Here is an 18,468-nt window from a genome sequence, read left to right as displayed (position 1 = left end):
TAGATTTTGAAAAACTAATCTACATTTTTTATAATATTTTAATCTTTTTAATTTTATATACTGCAGCTTAGAAATCTAAAATCAGAAATCTAAACTCTAAAATTAATAATTCCCTGAATAACCTTTCATAATTCCTCTTGATGAATTTCTGATAAAATCCAGAATTTCATCTCTCTCCGGAGTAGCTTCCATTTCCGCTTCAATAATGCTTAAAGCTTGTGTTGTATTGTAATTTTTTTGGTATAAAATTCTGTAGATTTCCTGAATTTCCCTGATTTTATCGGTACTGAAACCTCTTCTTCTTAAACCTACGGAATTGATTCCTACGTAGGATAACGGCTCTTTTGCTGCTTTTGTATAAGGCGGAACATCTTTTCGTACCAAAGAACCACCTGAAATCATAGCGTGATCTCCAATATGAATAAATTGATGAATCGCAGCCAAACCTCCAATTACGGCATGATTACCCACTACCACGTGACCTGCCAGGGCAACCCCGTTTACAATAATAGCATTGTTTCCAATTTCGCAATCATGTGCAATATGTGCATATGCCATCACCAGACAATTGTTTCCTAAGATCGTTTGTCCTGAGGCAACTGTACCTCTGTTTATAGTTACACATTCTCTGATCGTACAATTGTCTCCAATAATAGCCAAAGAATCTTCTCCTCCAAATTTTAAATCTTGTGGAACTGCAGAAATTACCGCACCCGGAAAAATATTGCAATTTTTACCAATACGAGCGCCTTCCATGATGGTCACATTTGAACCAATCCAGGTGCCGTCACCAATAATAACATTATTGTGAATTGTTGTAAAGGGCTCAATTACAACATTTTTAGCGATTTTAGCGCCAGGATGAACATAAGCTAATGGTTGATTCATCTGTATGTTTTATATTTTTAATTAAAATAGTCTGATTTGGGCAACAAACGTAAACAATAAATTTGATTAAATTATTATTGTTTTTTTACAATTTGCGCCATTAATTCTGCCTCAGTAACTAATTTTCCATTTGCGTATGCATTTGCCTGCATATGACAGATTCCTCTTCTGATAGGAGAAATCAATTCACATTTAAAAATTAAGGTATCACCCGGCAATACTTTGTGTTTGAATTTAACATTATCTATTTTCATAAAATAAGTCAAATAATTTTCAGGATCCGGAACAGTACTTAAAACCAAAATTCCTCCGGTCTGAGCCATAGCTTCAACAATTAAAACGCCTGGCATAACAGGTGCTTCTGGAAAATGCCCTACAAAGAAATTTTCATTCATTGTTACATTTTTCAAACCAACCACATGACGATCAGACATTTCTATAATCCTGTCGATTAATAAAAACGGTGGTCTGTGTGGCAGCATGGCCATGATTTTGTGAATATCCATCAAAGGCTCTTTGTTCAGATCGTAAACCGGAACATGATTTCTTTGTTCAATCTTAATTATTTTACCAATTTTCTTGGCAAATTGGGTATTTACGTAGTGTCCCGGTTTGTTTGCAATAATTTTCCCCTGGATTCTAACACCAATTAAAGCTAAATCTCCAACAACATCCAATAATTTGTGACGTGCTGCTTCATTAGGGTAATGCAAGGTAAGATTGTCCAGAACTCCATTTGGTTTTACCGAAATTTTATCTTTACCAAATGCTTTCTTTAAATTTTCCATTGTACTTTCAGATATTTCCTTATCTACATATACAATTGCATTATTTAAATCACCCCCTTTAATTAATCCATTCTCTAATAAAGATTCTAATTCATGTAAAAAACTAAAAGTTCTTGAATTAGCTATTTCTTCTTTAAAATCAGCTATGCTTTTCATGGTTGCATTTTGAGTACCTAACACTTTAGTACCAAAATCTACCATTGCAGTCACCTGATAATCATCACTTGGCATAACAAGAATCTCGCTTCCGGTAGCTTCGTCAGTAAATGAAATCACTTCTTTTACCACATAAACATTACGTTTAGCATCTTGTTCTTCGATTCCTGCTTTTTCAATAGCCTCTACAAAATATTTTGAAGAACCATCCATGATAGGTAGTTCTGAAGCATTCAATTCTATAACAACATTATCCAGATCACAACCAACTAAAGCTGCCAAAACATGTTCCGGAGTCTGAATTTTTACACCTAGTTTTTCTAAGTTTGTGCCTCTCTGCGTATTAACAACATAGTTAGCATCTGCTTCGATCACCGGCTGACCTTGCAAATCTACTCTTACAAAAGTGAAACCGTTATTAATTGGAGCTGGTTTGAAAGTCATTGTAACTTCTTTTCCAGTGTGTAATCCAACGCCTGTTAGTGAAATTTCATTTTTGATGGTCTTCTGTTTAACCATTATTTCCATTTTTTGGGTTTATTATTTGTTTTTTTAATTCTTCCAGTTCGGCTACGATTTTAGGTAAATTTTTAAAATGAACATATGATTTATTAAAATCTGTATATCCAAGTGATGGCGTTCCCTGCAAAATCTCATCATCTTTAATGTTTCTTGCTACTCCGGACTGAGCCTGCAGCCTGACATTATTACCTATCACCAGATGACCTGCTATACCAACCTGCCCGCCAATCATACAATTTTCGCCAATTTTTGTAGAACCTGCCACACCTGATTGCGCTGCAATCACAGTATTTTTACCAATTTCTACATTGTGGGCAATCTGAATCTGATTGTCTAATTTTACTCCTTTTCTTATAATCGTAGAACCGAGAGTTGCTCTGTCTATTGTAGTGTTAGCTCCAATATCTACGTTATCCTCTATAATAACATTACCAATCTGTGGCACTTTACTATAAATTCCTGCTTCATTTGGCACAAAACCAAAACCATCTGCACCTATTATAGTACCGGAATGAATCGTACAATTATTTCCAATTATCGTCTCCGAATATATTTTGGCGCCTGCAAAAATATATACATTATCTCCAATAACAACATTATCTCCAATAAAACTGTTTGGATAAATTTTCACATTGTTACCTAAAACGACATTTTGGCCTATATAACTGAAACTTCCTAAATATAAATTTTCTCCATATTTAGTTCCTTCAGACATAAAAGATTGCGCTTCTATTCCGTTTTTATTCAATTTAACCTGATTGTAAAACTGTAAAAGCTTCGAAAAAGAGGCATATGCATCTTCTACTTTTATTAAAGTGGTAGTAATTTCCTGTTCAGGCGTGAAGCTATCATTAACAATTGTTACTGAAGCCTTTGTAGTATATATGTAATTGATATATTTTGGGTTAGCCAAAAAAGTAAGAGATCCTTCCTCACCTTCTTCAATCTTAGATAAGCGAGAAACTTCTGCATTGGGATTCCCAACAACTTCTCCTTCTAAAATTCCTGCTATTTGTTCTGCTGTAAATTTCATTGCGACAAAAATATAAAAAATAGATTTTAAATGTTAATTTTAAATAAGTTGTTTTGGAAAACAGATGTAATATTTTGTCACCAGTTTAGATAATGATTTCAAATTCAGCTGATCAGAAGCTTCAACAACATCTTCAATTGTTTTATCTTTTTTCAAAATTCGTATCGGTTCAGCTTCTTTACTGTAAGCCTGGTTTTTTATTTTTCCTCTGAAAATAAAATAACCCGCTTCCAGTAAGCTAATATGATGCTCTTCTGCAAATTCTTCTTTTAAGGACTGGGATTCTTCCATCGGGATTTTTTCGGCACTCAACTTAATCTTCAGCAAATCCCTGTTAATGATCATTTTACTTAATGTAGAAAGAATAAAATCATCTTGTTTTTGCCAGGCTTTCAATGCGCTGATAATATCAAAATCATCCAATTGTGAAAACAGATCCAATTTTTCAGCATCGAAATCTTCAAGGGTAATTTTGTTTTTCATAAAATACAAAAGAGGCGCACTGCAAGGCAGATTTACCCCTTTTAACGTTAGTTCTTTGGCTCTTTTTAAGACTTTCATCAAAATTAATTCCGCCACGAGACTTGTTTTATGCAAATAAGCCTGCCAGTACATCAGTCTTCGTGAAAGCAGGAATTTTTCTACAGAATAAATACCTTTTTCTTCAATGACCAAAATACCGTCAACCACATTCATCATCTGAATCAATCGCTCAGAATTGACATTTCCTTCTGCCACACCGGTGTAAAAACTATCTCGTTTCAAATAATCCATTCGATCCATATCCAATTGACTTGAAATCAATTGCAACATGAATTTACGGTGATAATCTCCTTTGAAGACCTGAATGGCCAAACTCAGTTTTCCTTCAAATTCATCGTTCAGCTGATTCATAAACAGCAGTGAAATAGCTTCATGATTCACATCTTCTACAATACTTTTTTCCATGGCATGCGAAAAGGGACCATGACCAATATCGTGCAGTAAAATAGCAATATATAAAGCATTCTCTTCTTCTGATGAAACAGCAACTCCTTTAAAACGAAGCGTTTCTACCGCTTTCTGCATTAAATGCATACAGCCCAATGCATGATGGAAACGGGTATGATTTGCTCCAGGATAGACCAAATAAGACAATCCCATCTGAGAAATACGGCGCAAACGCTGAAAGTACGGATGCTGGATTAAATCGTAAATAAGCTCGTTTGGGATGGAAATAAACCCGTAAATGGGGTCATTGAATATTTTTAACTTATTAATGTGAGTCACTATTTGGTTATTTTTAAGTCAACAAATATAAGTAAATAACTATAAAGAGTTTTCGGTTTTTGATTTAAAATAATACCGTTCCATACGAGCATATTGCAAAACCACAATTGAACAAAAGTCATTTGAAAAAAAACATAATTTGTTATTCTGAATTTTATACTATTTTTAATACTTTTTAAGTTCTATACCTTTAAATTGCATTAAAATTAATTTTGTTTATGGATAAGATAAAAATACTTTGGGTCGATGACGAGATCGATCTTTTGAAACCACATATATTATTTCTTGAAAAGAAAAATTACGCTGTAACCACTTGTAATAACGGATTAGACGCAATCGCATTGTTTGACGAAGATAATTTTGACATTGTTTTTTTAGATGAAAATATGCCCGGAATGAGTGGTCTGGAAACACTTTCTGAAATGAAAGAAAAAAAATCTGCCATTCCGATGATTATGATTACCAAAAGCGAGGAAGAATATATAATGGAAGAAGCCATTGGTTCTAAAATCGCTGATTATCTGATAAAACCGGTAAATCCGAACCAAATTTTACTGAGCTTAAAGAAAAACCTCGATCATTCAAGACTTATTTCAGAGAAAACAACCTTAGATTACCAGAAAGAATTCCGAAAAATCTCAATGGAATTAGCGATGGTGAATTCATTTGAAGACTGGGTGGAATTATACAAAAAATTGATTTTCTGGGAATTAGAACTAGAAAACATCAATGATCAGGGAATGATTGAGATATTGGAATCTCAAAAAGTAGAAGCCAATTCTCAATTTGGAAAATATATCGAGCGCAATTACGAAGACTGGTTTGCACCAAAAGCAGACAAACCTATTCAGTCACATACGCTGTTTAAGGAATTAGTAGTTCCTGAAATCAAAAAGAAAGACAAGCCAATTTTGTTTGTAGTTATTGATAATCTGCGTTACGACCAGTGGAAATCTTTTGAAACCGTAGTAGCCAACTACTATAAACTGGAAAAAGAAGTTCCTTATTACTCTATTCTTCCAACAGCGACACAATATGCCAGAAATGCTATTTTCTCCGGTTTATTGCCAACTGAGATGGAAAAACAATTTCCGCAATACTGGAAAAATGACGTGGAAGACGGAGGAAAAAACCTGTATGAAGCCGAATTTTTAAGCGCACAGCTAAAACGTTTGGGCTTAAATATTAAAGAAGATTATTTCAAAATCACCAATTATGCCGGCGGAAAAAAACTGGCTGAAAACTTCAAGGCGCTAAAAGGCAACGATCTGGTAACTGTTGTCTATAATTTCGTTGATATGTTATCGCATGCCAAAACCGAAATGGATGTGGTAAAAGAACTGGCTTCCGATGATAAAGCCTATCGTTCCTTAACATTGAGCTGGTTTAAAAACTCTCCGCTTTTAGAAATTATTCAGCAGGCTCAACTTTTAGGTTTTAAATTAATCCTGACTACCGATCACGGAACGATTAATGTAAAAAACCCTTCAAAAGTTGTCGGAGATAAAAATACAAGCTTAAATTTGCGTTACAAAACCGGTCGTAGTCTTACATATGAGCAAAAAGATGTCTATGTCGTAAAAGAACCAAAAGATATTGGCTTACCGGCCATAAATATGAGCAGTTCGTTTATTTTCGCTAAAAATGATTTCTTTTTGGCCTATGTAAACAACTATAACCATTATGTGAGTTATTACAGAAATACGTATCAGCATGGGGGGATTTCTTTAGAAGAAATGATTATTCCGTTTTTGGTATTTAACCCGAAATAGAGAAAAGTTTACGGTGGCAGTCTCAGTTTTCAGTGTCAGTTTAGAGTAAAAAAAGTTGCCACGAATTTCACTAATTAGTGCGAATTTCTTTTTAAATACCACTTTTAAATTAGTGGAAATTCGTGAAATTCGTGGCAAAAAAAGTTTTTAGTCTACGTTCAGTAACTGAAAACTGAGACTGAGACTGAGACTGAGACTGTTACTGAACACCATTCAAAAATTAAATTAAGACATGAATATTATTTTTTCATTAGATGAGATTAAAGAAGTAGCAGGGCAAATTTTATCGCAGAACCCAAAGAAAATTATTCTTTTCAACGGAGAAATGGGTGTTGGGAAAACTACTTTGATCAAACAATTGTGCAAAACTCTGGGAGTTGAAGACGCTACAAGCAGTCCGACTTTTTCTTTAGTTAATGAATACTATACTTCTGACAATCAAATTGTCTATCATTTTGACTTTTACCGTCTAAACAAAGAAACAGAAGCACTCGATATGGGAGTTGATGATTATCTGTATTCCGGCAACTGGTGTTTTATTGAATGGTCCGAAAAAATAGAAAATCTGATTCCTGAAGAGCATTCTGTTGTTACAATTGAACAATTGGCTGACGGAACAAGGTCGTTGACTTTAGTTTAATTATTTCACAGAGATACACAAAAAGCTTTGTGAGTCTTTGCAAAATCACGGCGAATCTTTGTTAAATAAGTTGATTTTAATAAAATTATTAAAAATGAATCCGCAGCAAACAGTAGAAATAATTCCTTTTTCAGCTGATCTAAAAGAGGCTGTCAAAATCCTCAATACAGAATGGCTAAAGAAGTATTTCAGAGTAGAACAAAGAGACGAATTGGTCCTTTCAAATCCGCAGGAAGAAATTATTGATAAGGGCGGATTTATCTTTTATGCGAGATATAACAATGAAATCATTGGAACGTATTCTTTGCTAAAGGCAGATGATACGACATTCGAACTTGGAAAAATGGCCGTTTCCGATAAAGCACAGGGACTTGGAATTGGCAACAAAATGCTAGTGCACTGCATGGCTGTAGCCGGGGAAAACAACATTAAAAAACTGTTTTTATATTCGAACAGAATACTGCTTCCGGCCATTCATTTATATGAAAAATTTGGTTTTAAGGAGATTCCGCTGGAAGAAGGGATTTATGAAAGAGCCGATATTAAAATGGAAAAAATAATGCCTTAATTATTAATGTTTTATTAGCAGAATAATTCTACTAATTTTAAAACTTTTTACGTAATTTGTACTCTTAACATTTTTGAATAATACATGTCAATTACCTTAACTCCGTTTACGAAACAACAATTGTTGCCTCAAGAAGAAAAACTTGAAGTGGGACGATTTAAAAGAGAACTTTTTATAGGAATCCCTAAAGAAACAAGTTATCAGGAACGTCGTATATGCCTGACTCCTGACGCCGTAAACTCATTGACCTATGAAGGCCACCGCGTTATGATTGAATCCGGAGCCGGAGAAAGTTCAAGTTATACCGATAAAGAATATGCAGATGCCGGTGCAGAAGTAACAAAAGATACCAAAAAAGTATTTGGCTGTCCGATGCTCCTTAAAGTAGAACCGCCAACTCTGGCTGAAATTGAAATGATTAATCCGGAAACGATCATTATTTCTGCCATTCAGTTAAAAACAAAGAAAAAAACATACTTCGAAGCTTTAGCACAAAAAAAGATTACTGCACTTGCTTTTGAATATATAAAAGATGAAGACGGATCCTATCCGGCCGTAAAATCATTAAGCGAAATAGCAGGAACCGCCTCGATACTTATTGCAGCAGAATTAATGATCACGGATGAATTTGGAAAAGGCCTTCTGTTTGGAAACATTACCGGCGTACCTCCTACTGAAGTTGTTATTTTAGGAGCGGGAACCGTAGGTGAATTTGCCGCTAAAACCGCTATTGGCTTAGGTGCAAACGTAAAAGTTTTTGACAATTCGATTACTAAGTTACGTCGCCTGCAGAATAATTTAAACCAAAGAATCTTTACTTCCACAGTGCAGCAAAAAGCATTATTAAAAGCCTTAAGACGCTGCGATGTGGCTATTGGAGCCATGCGCGGAAAAGAACGCTGTCCTATTATAGTAACAGAAACTATGGTAGAGCACATGAAAAAAGGGGCTGTAATCGTTGATGTAAGCATTGATACCGGAGGATGTTTTGAAACCTCGGAAGTGACAACCCATGAAAAACCAACCTTTATCAAAAGCAATGTTTTGCATTATTGTGTACCTAATATTCCTTCACGATATTCCAAAACGGCCTCACTTTCAATAAGTAATATCTTAACGCCTTACCTGCTTCAAATAGCAGAAGAAGGTGGCCTGGAAAGCTCGATAAGATGCAATAAAGGACTTAAAAACGGAGTGTATCTGTATCATGGAATCCTTACCAACAAAGCCATTGGAGAATGGTTTGATTTACCGGATAACGACATTAATTTACTTGTATTTTAAAAGAACTTTAATGTACCTTTGCCAAAAAAATATTTCATGAAGTTCGTACATCGTTTTGCTTATTATTTGATTGGTCTTATTATGGGATGCTTTTTCGTAGCCCTTGTTTTTAGTGGAAAAGACACCCGATGCAATTACTTTCCAAATGCCCGCGTTTTAAACAATCTGCGTACCAAACCTTTTCAGTATTCCCCACAAGCAATTCAGACCTTAAATGAAAAATGGGTTGACACAGCTGATGTCAGAAAGACATTAACCTACGGAGATGTTGATTTTGATCAGAGCAATGTACCTTTCAAAAAAGGAAAACTTTATGTCATTGAAGGCAAAACCATAAAAAATCAGGAAATTATCCTAAAGGTAATCAACTACGAAAACAAAGCCGTTTTAGATGAGATTATTAAGAAACCTTTAGAAAAATAGTCGGCATTTTGTCATTTCGAAGAATGAGAAATCACATCCGGAGAGTAATGAACTGTTAATTCACTATTTGATTTTCTAGGCCCCCGAAATGACAAGCTTGCAGAACCCTCTTATAGGTGACTATCATCCATTTATATGGTATAAAATTACCACTCAATTTCTGTAATTCCTTTTGATTTCAGGAAAGTATTCGTCTGACTAAAATGTTTGTTTCCAAACCAAAATCCTCTATTTGCGCTTAAAGGCGAAGGATGCCCTGATTTTAAAATATGGTGTTTTGAAGCGTCAATTAATGCTGCTTTCTTTTGGGCAAAGCCTCCCCAAAGTAAAAAAACAACATTTTCACTCTCCGCCGAGATTTGCTTAATAACAGCATCCGTAAATTTTTCCCAGCCTTTTCCCTGATGGCTTCCGGCTTCAGATTGTCGAACGGTTAAAGTAGCATTTAGGAGAAAAACACCCTGATCTGCCCAACGTTCTAAATTACCCGTTTTCGGCAATGGCTTACTTAAATCCGTTTCAATTTCTTTAAAAATATTCTGGAGAGAAGGTGGAAACGGAATTCCGTCATTTACGGAAAAGCACAATCCGTTGGCCTGATTAGGACCATGATAAGGATCTTGTCCGATGATTACAACTTTTACCTGATCAAAATGACAATGATCAAAAGCGGAAAAAATCTGACTTCCTTTCGGGTAACAAATTTTGGTTGTGTATTCTGATTTTACGAAAGCAATTAACTCGTTGAAATAGGGCTTTTCGAATTCCTCCTTCAAAACGGGCTTCCAGGAATCATGCATTTTAACGTCCATACTTTTTTATGCGAATTTCGGAATTTTTTCATTGCAATCATATTTACACGCTATAAAATTAGAGCCAAACTTTACATCATTCAATGCTACAATTTTTGTACTTTTGCGTGACTTCATAAAGAGAATAAATGATCAGTATTACCGAAAAAACATTACAAGACTTACAATTTCCAACCGTACTCGAAACCATTTCAGCTGGTTGCAATACCGACATTGGAAAGGAAAAAGCTTTACATATAACTCCGTTTAGAGACAAGGAAACTTTGATGCAGGCTTTGATGCAGACATCAGAATATGTTTCGTCTTTCCAGAATAATAACGCAATTCCAAATCATGGTTTTGACGCCATAACGCACGAAATTAAATTTCTGGCCATAGAAGACAGTTTTCTGGAAGTAGGCAGTTTCAGGAAAATTGCAACACTTTCGTCAACCTCGAATTTTCTGCTGAATTTCCTTAAAAAATTCGATGACTATTATCCGAATTTAAATGCCAGAGCTTCAAGAGTAGAATACACAAAAGATATTGTAACGCTAATTGATGCCATTGTAGACAAATATGGCGAAATAAAAGACAATGCCTCACCTGCTCTTTTGAGCATTCGACAAAATATGAACATCGTTCGTGGTAAAGTAAACCAGAGTTTTGGAGTTGCCCTTACGCACAACAACAGTCTTGGTTACTTAGACGATATCAAAGAAAGTTTTGTTCAGAACCGCAGAGTTCTTGCGGTTTTAGCGATGTATCGCCGTAAAGTAAAAGGTTCTATTTTAGGAAGTTCCAAAACCGGAAGTATTGCCTATATCGAACCTGAAGCAACTTTACAATATTCAAGAGAATTAGCAAATCTTGAATACGAAGAGAAAGAGGAAATTATGCGAATTTTGAAACAATTATCAAATGCAATTCGTCCTTTTTTACCTTTATTAATTGAATATCAGGAGTTTTTAAGTGATATTGATGTGGTGGCAGGAAAAGCAAAATATGCCAACAGAATCAACGGAATTCTGCCAACAATTACGGAAGAAAGAAGATTATTTTTCAGAGAAGCCTATCATCCGATTTTGTATCTCAATAACAAGCAGAAAAACGAAATCACCCACCCGCAAACTATTGAATTAAAACAAGATAACCGAATCATTGTTATTTCAGGACCCAATGCAGGCGGAAAAACAATTTCACTTAAAACAGTAGGCTTACTGCAATTGATGTTACAATCCGGAATGCTGATTCCGGTACACGAACGCAGCGAAACTTTTCTTTTTGACAGAATCTTAACGGATATTGGAGATAATCAATCCATTGAAAATCATTTAAGTACCTACAGCTATCGATTAAAAAACATGAATTACTTCCTGAAAAAGTGTAATAAAAAAACCATGTTTCTGATTGATGAATTCGGTACAGGTTCTGATCCTGAATTGGGAGGTGCTTTAGCGGAAATCTTTCTGGAAGAATTCTATCATCGTGAAGCTTTCGGAATTATCACGACCCATTATTCTAATCTCAAAATTCTCGCCAACGAATTGCCTTTTGCTACAAACGCCAATATGATGTTTGACGAAAAATCGCTTGAACCTATGTATAAACTGGCCCTTGGTCAGGCCGGAAGTTCCTTTACCTTTGAAGTGGCCTTGAAAAACGGAATCCCATTTGGATTGATTAATCGTGCGAAAAAGAAAATTGAAGTCGGCAAAGTCCGTTTCGATAAAACGATTGCGACCCTGCAGAAAGAGCGTTCCAAGCTGGAAAAAACTTCCATCAATCTAAAAGAAGAAGAAACCCGGGCGCGTGAGGAAAGCAAAAAGATGGAAAACATCAATGTAAAAATCAAGCAAAAACTGGAAAGCTATCAGGAATTATATGACAGCAACCAAAAGACCATTTACATTGGGCAAAAAATAGAAGACATCTCTGAGAAATATTTTAACAACAAAAACAAAAAAGAACTGATTGGCGAATTTTTGAAAATAATTGAAATTGAAAATTCGAAACGTAAAAAAGCCACTCCAAAAGAAGCAAAAGCTATAATCGAAAAAAAGAAAGAAGTTATTGCCGAAATAACCGTTCAGGTCGAAGAAATCAGAAAAGAGAAAAAAGAAAAGAAACTCAAACCTGTTATCGAAAAACCTAAACCAATTCTAAAAGTGGGTGACCGCGTAAGAATGCTTGATGGAAGATCTGTTGGTAGTATCGATTCAATTGAAAAAAATAAGGCAACAGTAAATTACGGCATCTTTACTTCGAAAGTAAGTCTGGATGAATTGGAATTTGTTGAAGCGGGTAAGAAGTAGTTTTCGGTTTTGAGTCGCAGTTTTTGAGTTTTAAAATAGTGAAAATTAGGTAAAATTAAAATAAGGCGATTTAAACAAGCATCTGCTTGAGAACTATAAACGAATTTGTAAAATTTAAAAAAATCGCTTAAAACTTATTTATGAAGGTTGTTTTTGATTTGTAAAATCTATGCAAAAAACTATTTTTATAAACAAAAAAAATAGTTTTGAAAAAGCTTTTTTATTTGATGGAAAGATCACCCGCAATCTTGTCATTTCGACGAAGGAGAAATCACACGCGCAGCTCGAAAAAGACTGATGATATTCTGTATGGAATTACTGGTGTGATTTCTCCTTCGTCGAAATGACAAACTACAGGCAAGCTTTGTCAAAGTTTTAAACTTTGACAAAGCTTAAAAACTCTAAATCTTAAACTTGAAATTTTCCAAATGAAAGACCTTCCAAAAGACAAAAAAATTATCCTCTTCGACGGAGTCTGCAATTTATGCAATGGCGCCGTTCAGTTTATCATCAGTCATGATAAAAAAGATATTTTTAGGTTTGTGGCTTTGCAATCTGAATTAGGAATTGCCATTTGTAATTATATTGGTGTTGATCAGACTAAAATTGACAGCATTATTTTGTACCATCCTGGTGTTGCTTATTATTACAAATCTTCGGCTGTTCTTGAAATTGGCGAAGATTTAGGTGGAATCTATAGCTTAGCTTTCGTTTTTAAAATTTTTCCTGAAAAATTCCGAAATTACCTTTATGATTATATTGCCAAAAACAGATACAAGTGGTACGGCAAAAAAGAAAGCTGCATGATTCCTACTCCGGAGTTGAAGGCAAAGTTTCTTTAAATTCCAATTCTTTTAAAATTCTAATCTTTTAAATTCCAAATTCCAATTCTTCAGGGCAGTAAGAACAAAAAATACGTCAATCCAATAAAACCAATAAAAAATCCCAAATTCAATTTTCAAAATTGGAATTTGGGATTTTTAAATTTGAAATTTATTTAGAAATTATTATCTAATTAACTTTCTGTATTTCAAACGTTTTGGAGTTAAATCACCACCTAAACGTTTCTTTTTGTTTTCTTCGTATTCAGAGAAACCACCTTCAAAATAATAAACTTCAGAATCTCCTTCGAAAGCTAAAATGTGCGTACAAATTCTGTCTAAGAACCATCTGTCGTGTGAAATAATTACGGCACAACCTGCAAAATTCTCCAAACCTTCTTCCAGTGCACGAAGTGTGTTTACATCCAGATCATTCGTTGGCTCATCCAGTAAAAGTACATTTCCTTCTTCTTTCAATGTCATTGCTAAGTGCAAACGGTTACGTTCTCCCCCTGACAACATGGATACTTTTTTATTCTGCTCACCGCCACCAAAATTGAAACGTGATAAATAAGCTCTTGAATTCACTTGTTTTCCACCCATCATGATTAGTTCCTGACCGTCAGCAAAGTTTTCCCAAATAGATTTATTCGGATCAATGTTAGAATGTGATTGATCTACATAAGCGATCTTTACCGTTTCACCCACAGAAAATTCTCCGCTATCCGTTTTTTGCTCTCCCATGATCATTTTGAAAATGGTTGATTTACCAGCACCGTTTGGTCCGATAATTCCAACAATTCCGGCTTGTGGTAAAGTGAAGTTTAAATTATCATACAGCAATTTGTCTCCAAAAGCTTTGGCTACATTTTTGGCTTCGATAACATTGGTACCTAAACGCGGACCATTCGGGATATAAATTTCCAGATTTTCATCCAGTTGTTTTTGGTCTTCGTTCAATAATTTATCGTAATTCTGTAAACGCGCTTTTTGTTTCGTCTGACGTCCTTTCGCTCCCTGACGAACCCAGTCCAGCTCACGTTCTAATGTTTTTCTGCGTTTAGAAGCTACCTTTTCCTCTTGTGCCATACGGTTTGATTTTTGATCTAACCAGGAAGAATAATTTCCTTTCCACGGAATACCTTCTCCTCTATCAAGCTCTAAAATCCAGCCTGCTACATTATCAAGGAAATACCTGTCGTGCGTTACCGCAATTACAGTTCCTGCATATTGTGCCAAATGCTGCTCTAACCAAAGTACAGACTCCGCATCAAGGTGGTTGGTAGGCTCATCCAAAAGCAATACATCCGGTTGTTGTAATAACAAACGACATAAAGCTACACGACGGCGCTCCCCTCCTGAAAGATTTTTAATAGGCGTATCACCTTCCGGAGTACGCAACGCATCCATTGCAATTTCTAATTTAGTATCGATTTCCCAGGCACCAAGAGCATCAATTTTGTCTTGTAAAGCAGCCTGACGATCCATTAATTTGTCCATTTTGTCCTGATCTTCGTAATTTTCAGGAAGACCAAACAAATCATTAATTTGATTGTATTCTTCTAAAACTGCCATAGTTTCAGCAGCGCCTTCACGAACAATTTCGATCACCGTCTTAGAATCATCAAGAATTGGTTCCTGTTCTAAATACCCTACAGTATATCCAGGTTGAAAAACAACATCTCCCTGATAGTTTTTATCAACTCCTGCAATAATCTTTAACAAAGAAGATTTTCCTGAACCGTTAAGTCCAAGAATACCAATTTTTGCACCGTAAAAGAAACTCAGGTAAATATTTTTAAGAATCGGCTTGTCTGCTCCCTGATAGGTTTTGCTCAATTTCTGCATTGAGAAAATTACTTTCTTATCGTCTGACATATTATGTTTATTGTTATTAGTTTATTGTTATTAATTTATTGGTAAATTATTTAAATTTAAGTCCTTTGATTTCACAATTCATTAAATAATTCATCATTGCTCCTATTTTATTTTTTTCTATTTCAGTCATTTCATTTAATTTCAAATATTGTTCTTCTGAAATCAACTTTTTATCAAAAGCTCTGTAAGATTGCGATTTTACTTCCCCGGCTGAACCTTTTGCAATACTCAAAAATTGTATAAATTCTCTATTCCCATTTCTTTCAAAACCTTCTGCAATATTATCCATTACAGATCCTGAGCTTCTTTCAATTTGATCTTTAAGTGAATAATTTGTTTTTAAAGTTGTTGTTTGAATCAATAACTCAACATATTGACATAATTCTCTAGCTTTTTGCCAAATTTCTAAATCTTCAAATTTATTTATTCTCGCCACAACAACAACAAACTATAAACAACAAACTACCAACTAAACTCTCCCTTTCAAAGCATTAAAAACCCAGGCATTAGCAAAAAAACCCACACCTACTGCTACAAATCCCCAGCCGGATACATCACTGTACCTGAAAGCTCCAAGACCTATAAGTAATAATCCCATAAGTACCATTATAAAAGTTGCCCATCCTAGAACGGTATTTTTATTCATTCCCATAATTGATTAATTAATTTTTAATGTCGTTTATTTTTTTCGGAAAGGCAAATATCGTGAATTTTCATGGCTTAATTAAATATTTTGTACAGCATTTCTTTTAACAAGTCCGATTGCGATAAAGCATTAGCTCCAACTCCCTTACTTTTTACATCAATATCACGCAGCGCACCCACAATCTGACTCACTTTTCGCATCGGATAGTTCTTTATAGCCAAATCGTACTCTTTTAGAAAATAAGGATTTACGCCAATTGCCGCAGCAACATTCTTAGGGTTCTTATCTTTTAGTCCATGGTATTTTAAAAGCTGTATAAAAAAGCCAAAAACCAATCCTGTTGTCATTACCAGTGGATATTCCTTAGGATTATGTGCGAAATTTTCAGCAATTTTATAGGCTTTTAACTCATTTCGTTCTCCAATTGCTTTACGAAGTTCAAAAACATTATAATCCTTACTGAAACCTATATTTTCTTCAATATGACTGGGTGTAATTACAGTTCCCTGAGGCAAAATAATCTGTAATTTTTCAAGTTCATTATTAATTTTACTTAAATCAGTCCCTAAAAATTCTACTAACATCGCATTAGCCTTGGGATCAATGGTATATTTTTTTCCTGCGAGTACCCTCTTGATCCAGTCGCCGACCTGATTTTCGTATAATTTTTTACTCTCATAAACCACTCCATTCTGAGCAAGTAGTTTCGTAACTTTTTTGCGTTTATCAAGTGTTTTATATTTGTAACAAAAAACCAAAACAGTAGTTTCCATTGGGTTATTGACGTAAGACTCAATTTTGTCAATCGTCCTGGACAAATCCTGTGCTTCTTTAACAATAACAACCTGGCGATCCGCCATCATAGGATAGCGCTTGGCTGTAGAAACGATATCCTCAACAGAAACATCTCTTCCGTACAAAACGGTCTGATTAAACCCTTTTTCTTCTTCTGAAAGTACATTCTGCTCAATATACTCCGACAATTTATCGATATAATAAGGTTCTTCCCCCATTAAAAAATAAATTGGTTTAATATTTCCGGCTTTTATATCATTAACAATTTTTACAACTTCGTCCATTAAAATTTTGTTTCAGGTTTAAAGTTTCAGGTACTTGTTTCAATAACTTGAAACTTTAAACCTAAAACTTGAAACCATTTTTATATTTTTGCTTTATGCTAAGATTAAATTTCCCTACTTATACTTTCCGATTCAAAAATAGCGAAAATAAAGTGTCTATTTTTGATGAAATCAGGAAAAAATTTATCATTCTTACCCCGGAAGAATGGGTTCGCCAGCATGTTGTTCATTTTTTAATGAATGAAAAAAAATACCCGAAGTCGCTCATCAATGTAGAAAAAGTTCTCACAGTCAACGGATTGAGAAAACGTTATGATGTTGTTGTGTTTAATTCTGACGGTTCTATACATATATTAGTAGAGTGCAAAGCTCCTGAAGTAAAAATTTCGCAGGCCACTTTTGATCAGATTGCACGTTATAATATGACAATGAAGGCACGGTTTTTGAACGTTACCAACGGTCTGAATCATTTTTATTGTCAGATGGATTTTGAAAACGAAAAATATCAGTTTTTACAATCGCTACCCGATTACAAGCAGATTTAAAAAATTATAAAAAAATACTTTTGGATAAAATAGCAGTTGTCATTTTAAATTGGAACGGGGTAAAATTGTTAGAACAATTTTTACCATCTGTAGTTCGATTTTCAGCAGGAGCCACTATATATGTTGCAGATAATGCGTCAACTGACGATTCTGTAAATTTTGTCAAAGAAAAATTCCCAAGTATTAAAATTATACAAAATAGCGGTAATCATGGCTTTGCAAAAGGTTATAATGATGCTTTACAACATGTTGATGCTGAAATATATGCTTTGGTCAATTCTGATATTGAAGTAACTGAAAATTGGCTGAAACCTATTATTGAGACTTTTGAGATTGAAAATCAGACAGCTATTATACAACCCAAAATTCTTGACTTTAAAAATAAAGAATATTTTGAATATGCCGGCGCCGCTGGTGGCTTCATAGATAAATATGGCTATCCCTACTGTCGTGGCCGTATTTTTGAAACCATCGAAAAAGATCAGGGCCAATATGATGATAATTGCGAACTATCATGGGCTTCCGGAGCCTGCTTTTTTATACGAAAACAGGTCTATCACGAATTAGGCGGGTTTGACGAAACCTTTTTTGCCCATCAGGAAGAAATCGATTTGTGCTGGCGTGCCCTGAACGAAGGATACATTATTAAGTACAATTCCCAATCTACTGTTTATCATGTTGGCGGAGCCACTTTACAGCAGGGAAATCCGAAAAAGACCTATTTAAATTTCAGGAATTCGCTATTAATGCTTGTCAAAAATCTACCCAAAAAAGGGCTTTTCTTTGTGATTTTCACCCGAATGATTCTGGATGGAATTGCGGCTGTACGCTTTCTTACACAGGGAAAAATCAAACATACTTTTGCCATTTTGAAAGCACATCTTTCGTTTTATTGCATATCTTTAAAGTACACAAGAAAAAGAAAAGATTTTCAGATGCAACAATACTATAGCGTAAAAAGTATCGTTTACTTGTATTACGTAGAGAAATTGACAGTATTTAAAGAAATCTTTAACAGAATTAAAAATATTAAAAACTAAATTTGTAATC

18 protein-coding genes are annotated in these 18,468 nt (G+C 34.7%); 9 read left to right on the top strand and 9 right to left on the bottom strand.

Annotated elements, in window-relative coordinates:
* Positions 1–102: 102 nt before the first annotated feature.
* The 4 genes from lpxA to GJU43_RS11745 all read right to left on the bottom strand — a co-directional run bounded on the left by lpxA (position 103) and on the right by GJU43_RS11745 (position 4,656).
* Complete coding sequence (gene lpxA, locus GJU43_RS11760; RefSeq protein ID WP_089050747.1) at positions 103–888, bottom strand: acyl-ACP--UDP-N-acetylglucosamine O-acyltransferase; 786 nt, start codon at positions 886–888, stop codon at positions 103–105.
* A gap of 74 nt (positions 889–962) precedes the next feature.
* The gene (locus tag GJU43_RS11755) at positions 963–2,351 is read right to left on the bottom strand and encodes a bifunctional UDP-3-O-[3-hydroxymyristoyl] N-acetylglucosamine deacetylase/3-hydroxyacyl-ACP dehydratase (RefSeq protein ID WP_154340948.1); all 1,389 of its coding nucleotides are present in this window, start codon (positions 2,349–2,351) and stop codon (positions 963–965) included.
* Entirely contained in the window at positions 2,344–3,387 is a 1,044-nt protein-coding gene (lpxD, locus tag GJU43_RS11750) for a UDP-3-O-(3-hydroxymyristoyl)glucosamine N-acyltransferase (RefSeq protein WP_154340947.1), read from the bottom strand. Before lpxD ends, GJU43_RS11755 begins: the two co-directional genes overlap by 8 nt.
* A gap of 39 nt (positions 3,388–3,426) precedes the next feature.
* Positions 3,427–4,656 (bottom strand): HD domain-containing protein, encoded by a 1,230-nt coding sequence (locus GJU43_RS11745; RefSeq protein ID WP_370455604.1) that lies wholly within the window; start codon positions 4,654–4,656, stop codon positions 3,427–3,429.
* 218 nt (positions 4,657–4,874) lie between these two features.
* On the opposite strand from GJU43_RS11745, the gene GJU43_RS11740 reads away from it, so the two are divergent.
* The 5 genes from GJU43_RS11740 to GJU43_RS11720 all read left to right on the top strand — a co-directional run bounded on the left by GJU43_RS11740 (position 4,875) and on the right by GJU43_RS11720 (position 9,343).
* Positions 4,875–6,428, top strand: a complete 1,554-nt coding sequence (locus tag GJU43_RS11740) for a bifunctional response regulator/alkaline phosphatase family protein (RefSeq protein WP_154340946.1) — start codon at positions 4,875–4,877, stop codon at positions 6,426–6,428.
* A gap of 232 nt (positions 6,429–6,660) precedes the next feature.
* The gene (gene tsaE / locus GJU43_RS11735; protein WP_154340945.1) at positions 6,661–7,068 is read left to right on the top strand and encodes a tRNA (adenosine(37)-N6)-threonylcarbamoyltransferase complex ATPase subunit type 1 TsaE; all 408 of its coding nucleotides are present in this window, start codon (positions 6,661–6,663) and stop codon (positions 7,066–7,068) included.
* Between the two features lie 94 nt (positions 7,069–7,162).
* Complete coding sequence (locus GJU43_RS11730) at positions 7,163–7,636, top strand: GNAT family N-acetyltransferase (protein WP_154340944.1); 474 nt, start codon at positions 7,163–7,165, stop codon at positions 7,634–7,636.
* Positions 7,637–7,720: 84 nt separating this feature from the next.
* Complete coding sequence (locus GJU43_RS11725) at positions 7,721–8,920, top strand: alanine dehydrogenase (RefSeq protein ID WP_154340943.1); 1,200 nt, start codon at positions 7,721–7,723, stop codon at positions 8,918–8,920.
* Positions 8,921–8,956: 36 nt separating this feature from the next.
* Complete coding sequence (locus GJU43_RS11720; protein WP_154340942.1) at positions 8,957–9,343, top strand: DUF4258 domain-containing protein; 387 nt, start codon at positions 8,957–8,959, stop codon at positions 9,341–9,343.
* Positions 9,344–9,489: 146 nt separating this feature from the next.
* Here the strand turns inward: GJU43_RS11720 and GJU43_RS11715 are convergent, their stop codons facing one another.
* Positions 9,490–10,155: a uracil-DNA glycosylase gene (locus GJU43_RS11715; RefSeq protein ID WP_154340941.1), complete on the bottom strand. Its 666-nt coding sequence runs from the start codon at positions 10,153–10,155 to the stop codon at positions 9,490–9,492.
* A 128-nt stretch (positions 10,156–10,283) separates the two neighbouring features.
* Between GJU43_RS11715 and GJU43_RS11710 the strand changes: the two genes are divergently transcribed.
* Both GJU43_RS11710 and GJU43_RS11705 read left to right on the top strand, forming a co-directional pair.
* Positions 10,284–12,449: a DNA mismatch repair protein MutS gene (locus GJU43_RS11710; protein WP_154340940.1), complete on the top strand. Its 2,166-nt coding sequence runs from the start codon at positions 10,284–10,286 to the stop codon at positions 12,447–12,449.
* 428 nt (positions 12,450–12,877) lie between these two features.
* Positions 12,878–13,291, top strand: a complete 414-nt coding sequence (locus GJU43_RS11705; protein ID WP_154340939.1) for a thiol-disulfide oxidoreductase DCC family protein — start codon at positions 12,878–12,880, stop codon at positions 13,289–13,291.
* A gap of 165 nt (positions 13,292–13,456) precedes the next feature.
* On the opposite strand, the gene ettA is transcribed toward GJU43_RS11705, so the two are convergent.
* The 4 genes from ettA to holA form a co-directional block, all read right to left on the bottom strand.
* Positions 13,457–15,148, bottom strand: coding sequence for an energy-dependent translational throttle protein EttA (gene ettA, locus GJU43_RS11700; protein ID WP_154340938.1), 1,692 nt, complete (start codon positions 15,146–15,148; stop codon positions 13,457–13,459).
* Positions 15,149–15,194: 46 nt separating this feature from the next.
* Positions 15,195–15,584 (bottom strand): four helix bundle protein, encoded by a 390-nt coding sequence (locus tag GJU43_RS11695; protein WP_370455602.1) that lies wholly within the window; start codon positions 15,582–15,584, stop codon positions 15,195–15,197.
* 33 nt (positions 15,585–15,617) lie between these two features.
* A complete protein-coding gene (locus GJU43_RS11690) occupies positions 15,618–15,800 on the bottom strand; it encodes a CAL67264 family membrane protein (protein ID WP_057122980.1) in 183 nt (60 codons plus the stop codon).
* Between the two features lie 68 nt (positions 15,801–15,868).
* Positions 15,869–16,873 (bottom strand): DNA polymerase III subunit delta, encoded by a 1,005-nt coding sequence (holA, locus tag GJU43_RS11685; protein WP_154340937.1) that lies wholly within the window; start codon positions 16,871–16,873, stop codon positions 15,869–15,871.
* A 95-nt stretch (positions 16,874–16,968) separates the two neighbouring features.
* On the opposite strand from holA, the gene GJU43_RS11680 reads away from it, so the two are divergent.
* Positions 16,969–17,418: a type I restriction enzyme HsdR N-terminal domain-containing protein gene (locus tag GJU43_RS11680; protein ID WP_154340936.1), complete on the top strand. Its 450-nt coding sequence runs from the start codon at positions 16,969–16,971 to the stop codon at positions 17,416–17,418.
* A gap of 20 nt (positions 17,419–17,438) precedes the next feature.
* The gene (locus GJU43_RS11675; RefSeq protein WP_154340935.1) at positions 17,439–18,458 is read left to right on the top strand and encodes a glycosyltransferase family 2 protein; all 1,020 of its coding nucleotides are present in this window, start codon (positions 17,439–17,441) and stop codon (positions 18,456–18,458) included.
* Positions 18,459–18,468 lie beyond the last annotated feature (10 nt).

This window comes from Flavobacterium sp. LC2016-23, assembly GCF_009674775.1.
GTDB lineage: Bacteria > Bacteroidota > Bacteroidia > Flavobacteriales > Flavobacteriaceae > Flavobacterium.
The sequence above is the reverse complement of the archived record's forward strand: the minus strand, read 5'-3'. Positions and strand labels throughout refer to the sequence as shown.

Excerpts from the sequence above, each read along its gene's own strand:
- lpxA (WP_089050747.1), bottom strand. The coding sequence starts at position 888 with ATGAATCAACCATTAGCTTATGTTCATCCTGGCGCTAAAATCGCTAAA.
- GJU43_RS11755 (WP_154340948.1), bottom strand. The coding sequence starts at position 2,351 with ATGGTTAAACAGAAGACCATCAAAAATGAAATTTCACTAACAGGCGTT.
- lpxD (WP_154340947.1), bottom strand. The coding sequence starts at position 3,387 with ATGAAATTTACAGCAGAACAAATAGCAGGAATTTTAGAAGGAGAAGTT.
- GJU43_RS11740 (WP_154340946.1), top strand. The coding sequence starts at position 4,875 with ATGGATAAGATAAAAATACTTTGGGTCGATGACGAGATCGATCTTTTG.
- tsaE (WP_154340945.1), top strand. The coding sequence starts at position 6,661 with ATGAATATTATTTTTTCATTAGATGAGATTAAAGAAGTAGCAGGGCAA.
- GJU43_RS11730 (WP_154340944.1), top strand. The coding sequence starts at position 7,163 with ATGAATCCGCAGCAAACAGTAGAAATAATTCCTTTTTCAGCTGATCTA.
- GJU43_RS11725 (WP_154340943.1), top strand. The coding sequence starts at position 7,721 with ATGTCAATTACCTTAACTCCGTTTACGAAACAACAATTGTTGCCTCAA.
- GJU43_RS11720 (WP_154340942.1), top strand. The coding sequence starts at position 8,957 with ATGAAGTTCGTACATCGTTTTGCTTATTATTTGATTGGTCTTATTATG.
- GJU43_RS11715 (WP_154340941.1), bottom strand. The coding sequence starts at position 10,155 with ATGGACGTTAAAATGCATGATTCCTGGAAGCCCGTTTTGAAGGAGGAA.
- GJU43_RS11710 (WP_154340940.1), top strand. The coding sequence starts at position 10,284 with ATGATCAGTATTACCGAAAAAACATTACAAGACTTACAATTTCCAACC.
- GJU43_RS11705 (WP_154340939.1), top strand. The coding sequence starts at position 12,878 with ATGAAAGACCTTCCAAAAGACAAAAAAATTATCCTCTTCGACGGAGTC.
- ettA (WP_154340938.1), bottom strand. The coding sequence starts at position 15,148 with ATGTCAGACGATAAGAAAGTAATTTTCTCAATGCAGAAATTGAGCAAA.
- GJU43_RS11690 (WP_057122980.1), bottom strand. The coding sequence starts at position 15,800 with ATGGGAATGAATAAAAATACCGTTCTAGGATGGGCAACTTTTATAATG.
- holA (WP_154340937.1), bottom strand. The coding sequence starts at position 16,873 with ATGGACGAAGTTGTAAAAATTGTTAATGATATAAAAGCCGGAAATATT.
- GJU43_RS11680 (WP_154340936.1), top strand. The coding sequence starts at position 16,969 with ATGCTAAGATTAAATTTCCCTACTTATACTTTCCGATTCAAAAATAGC.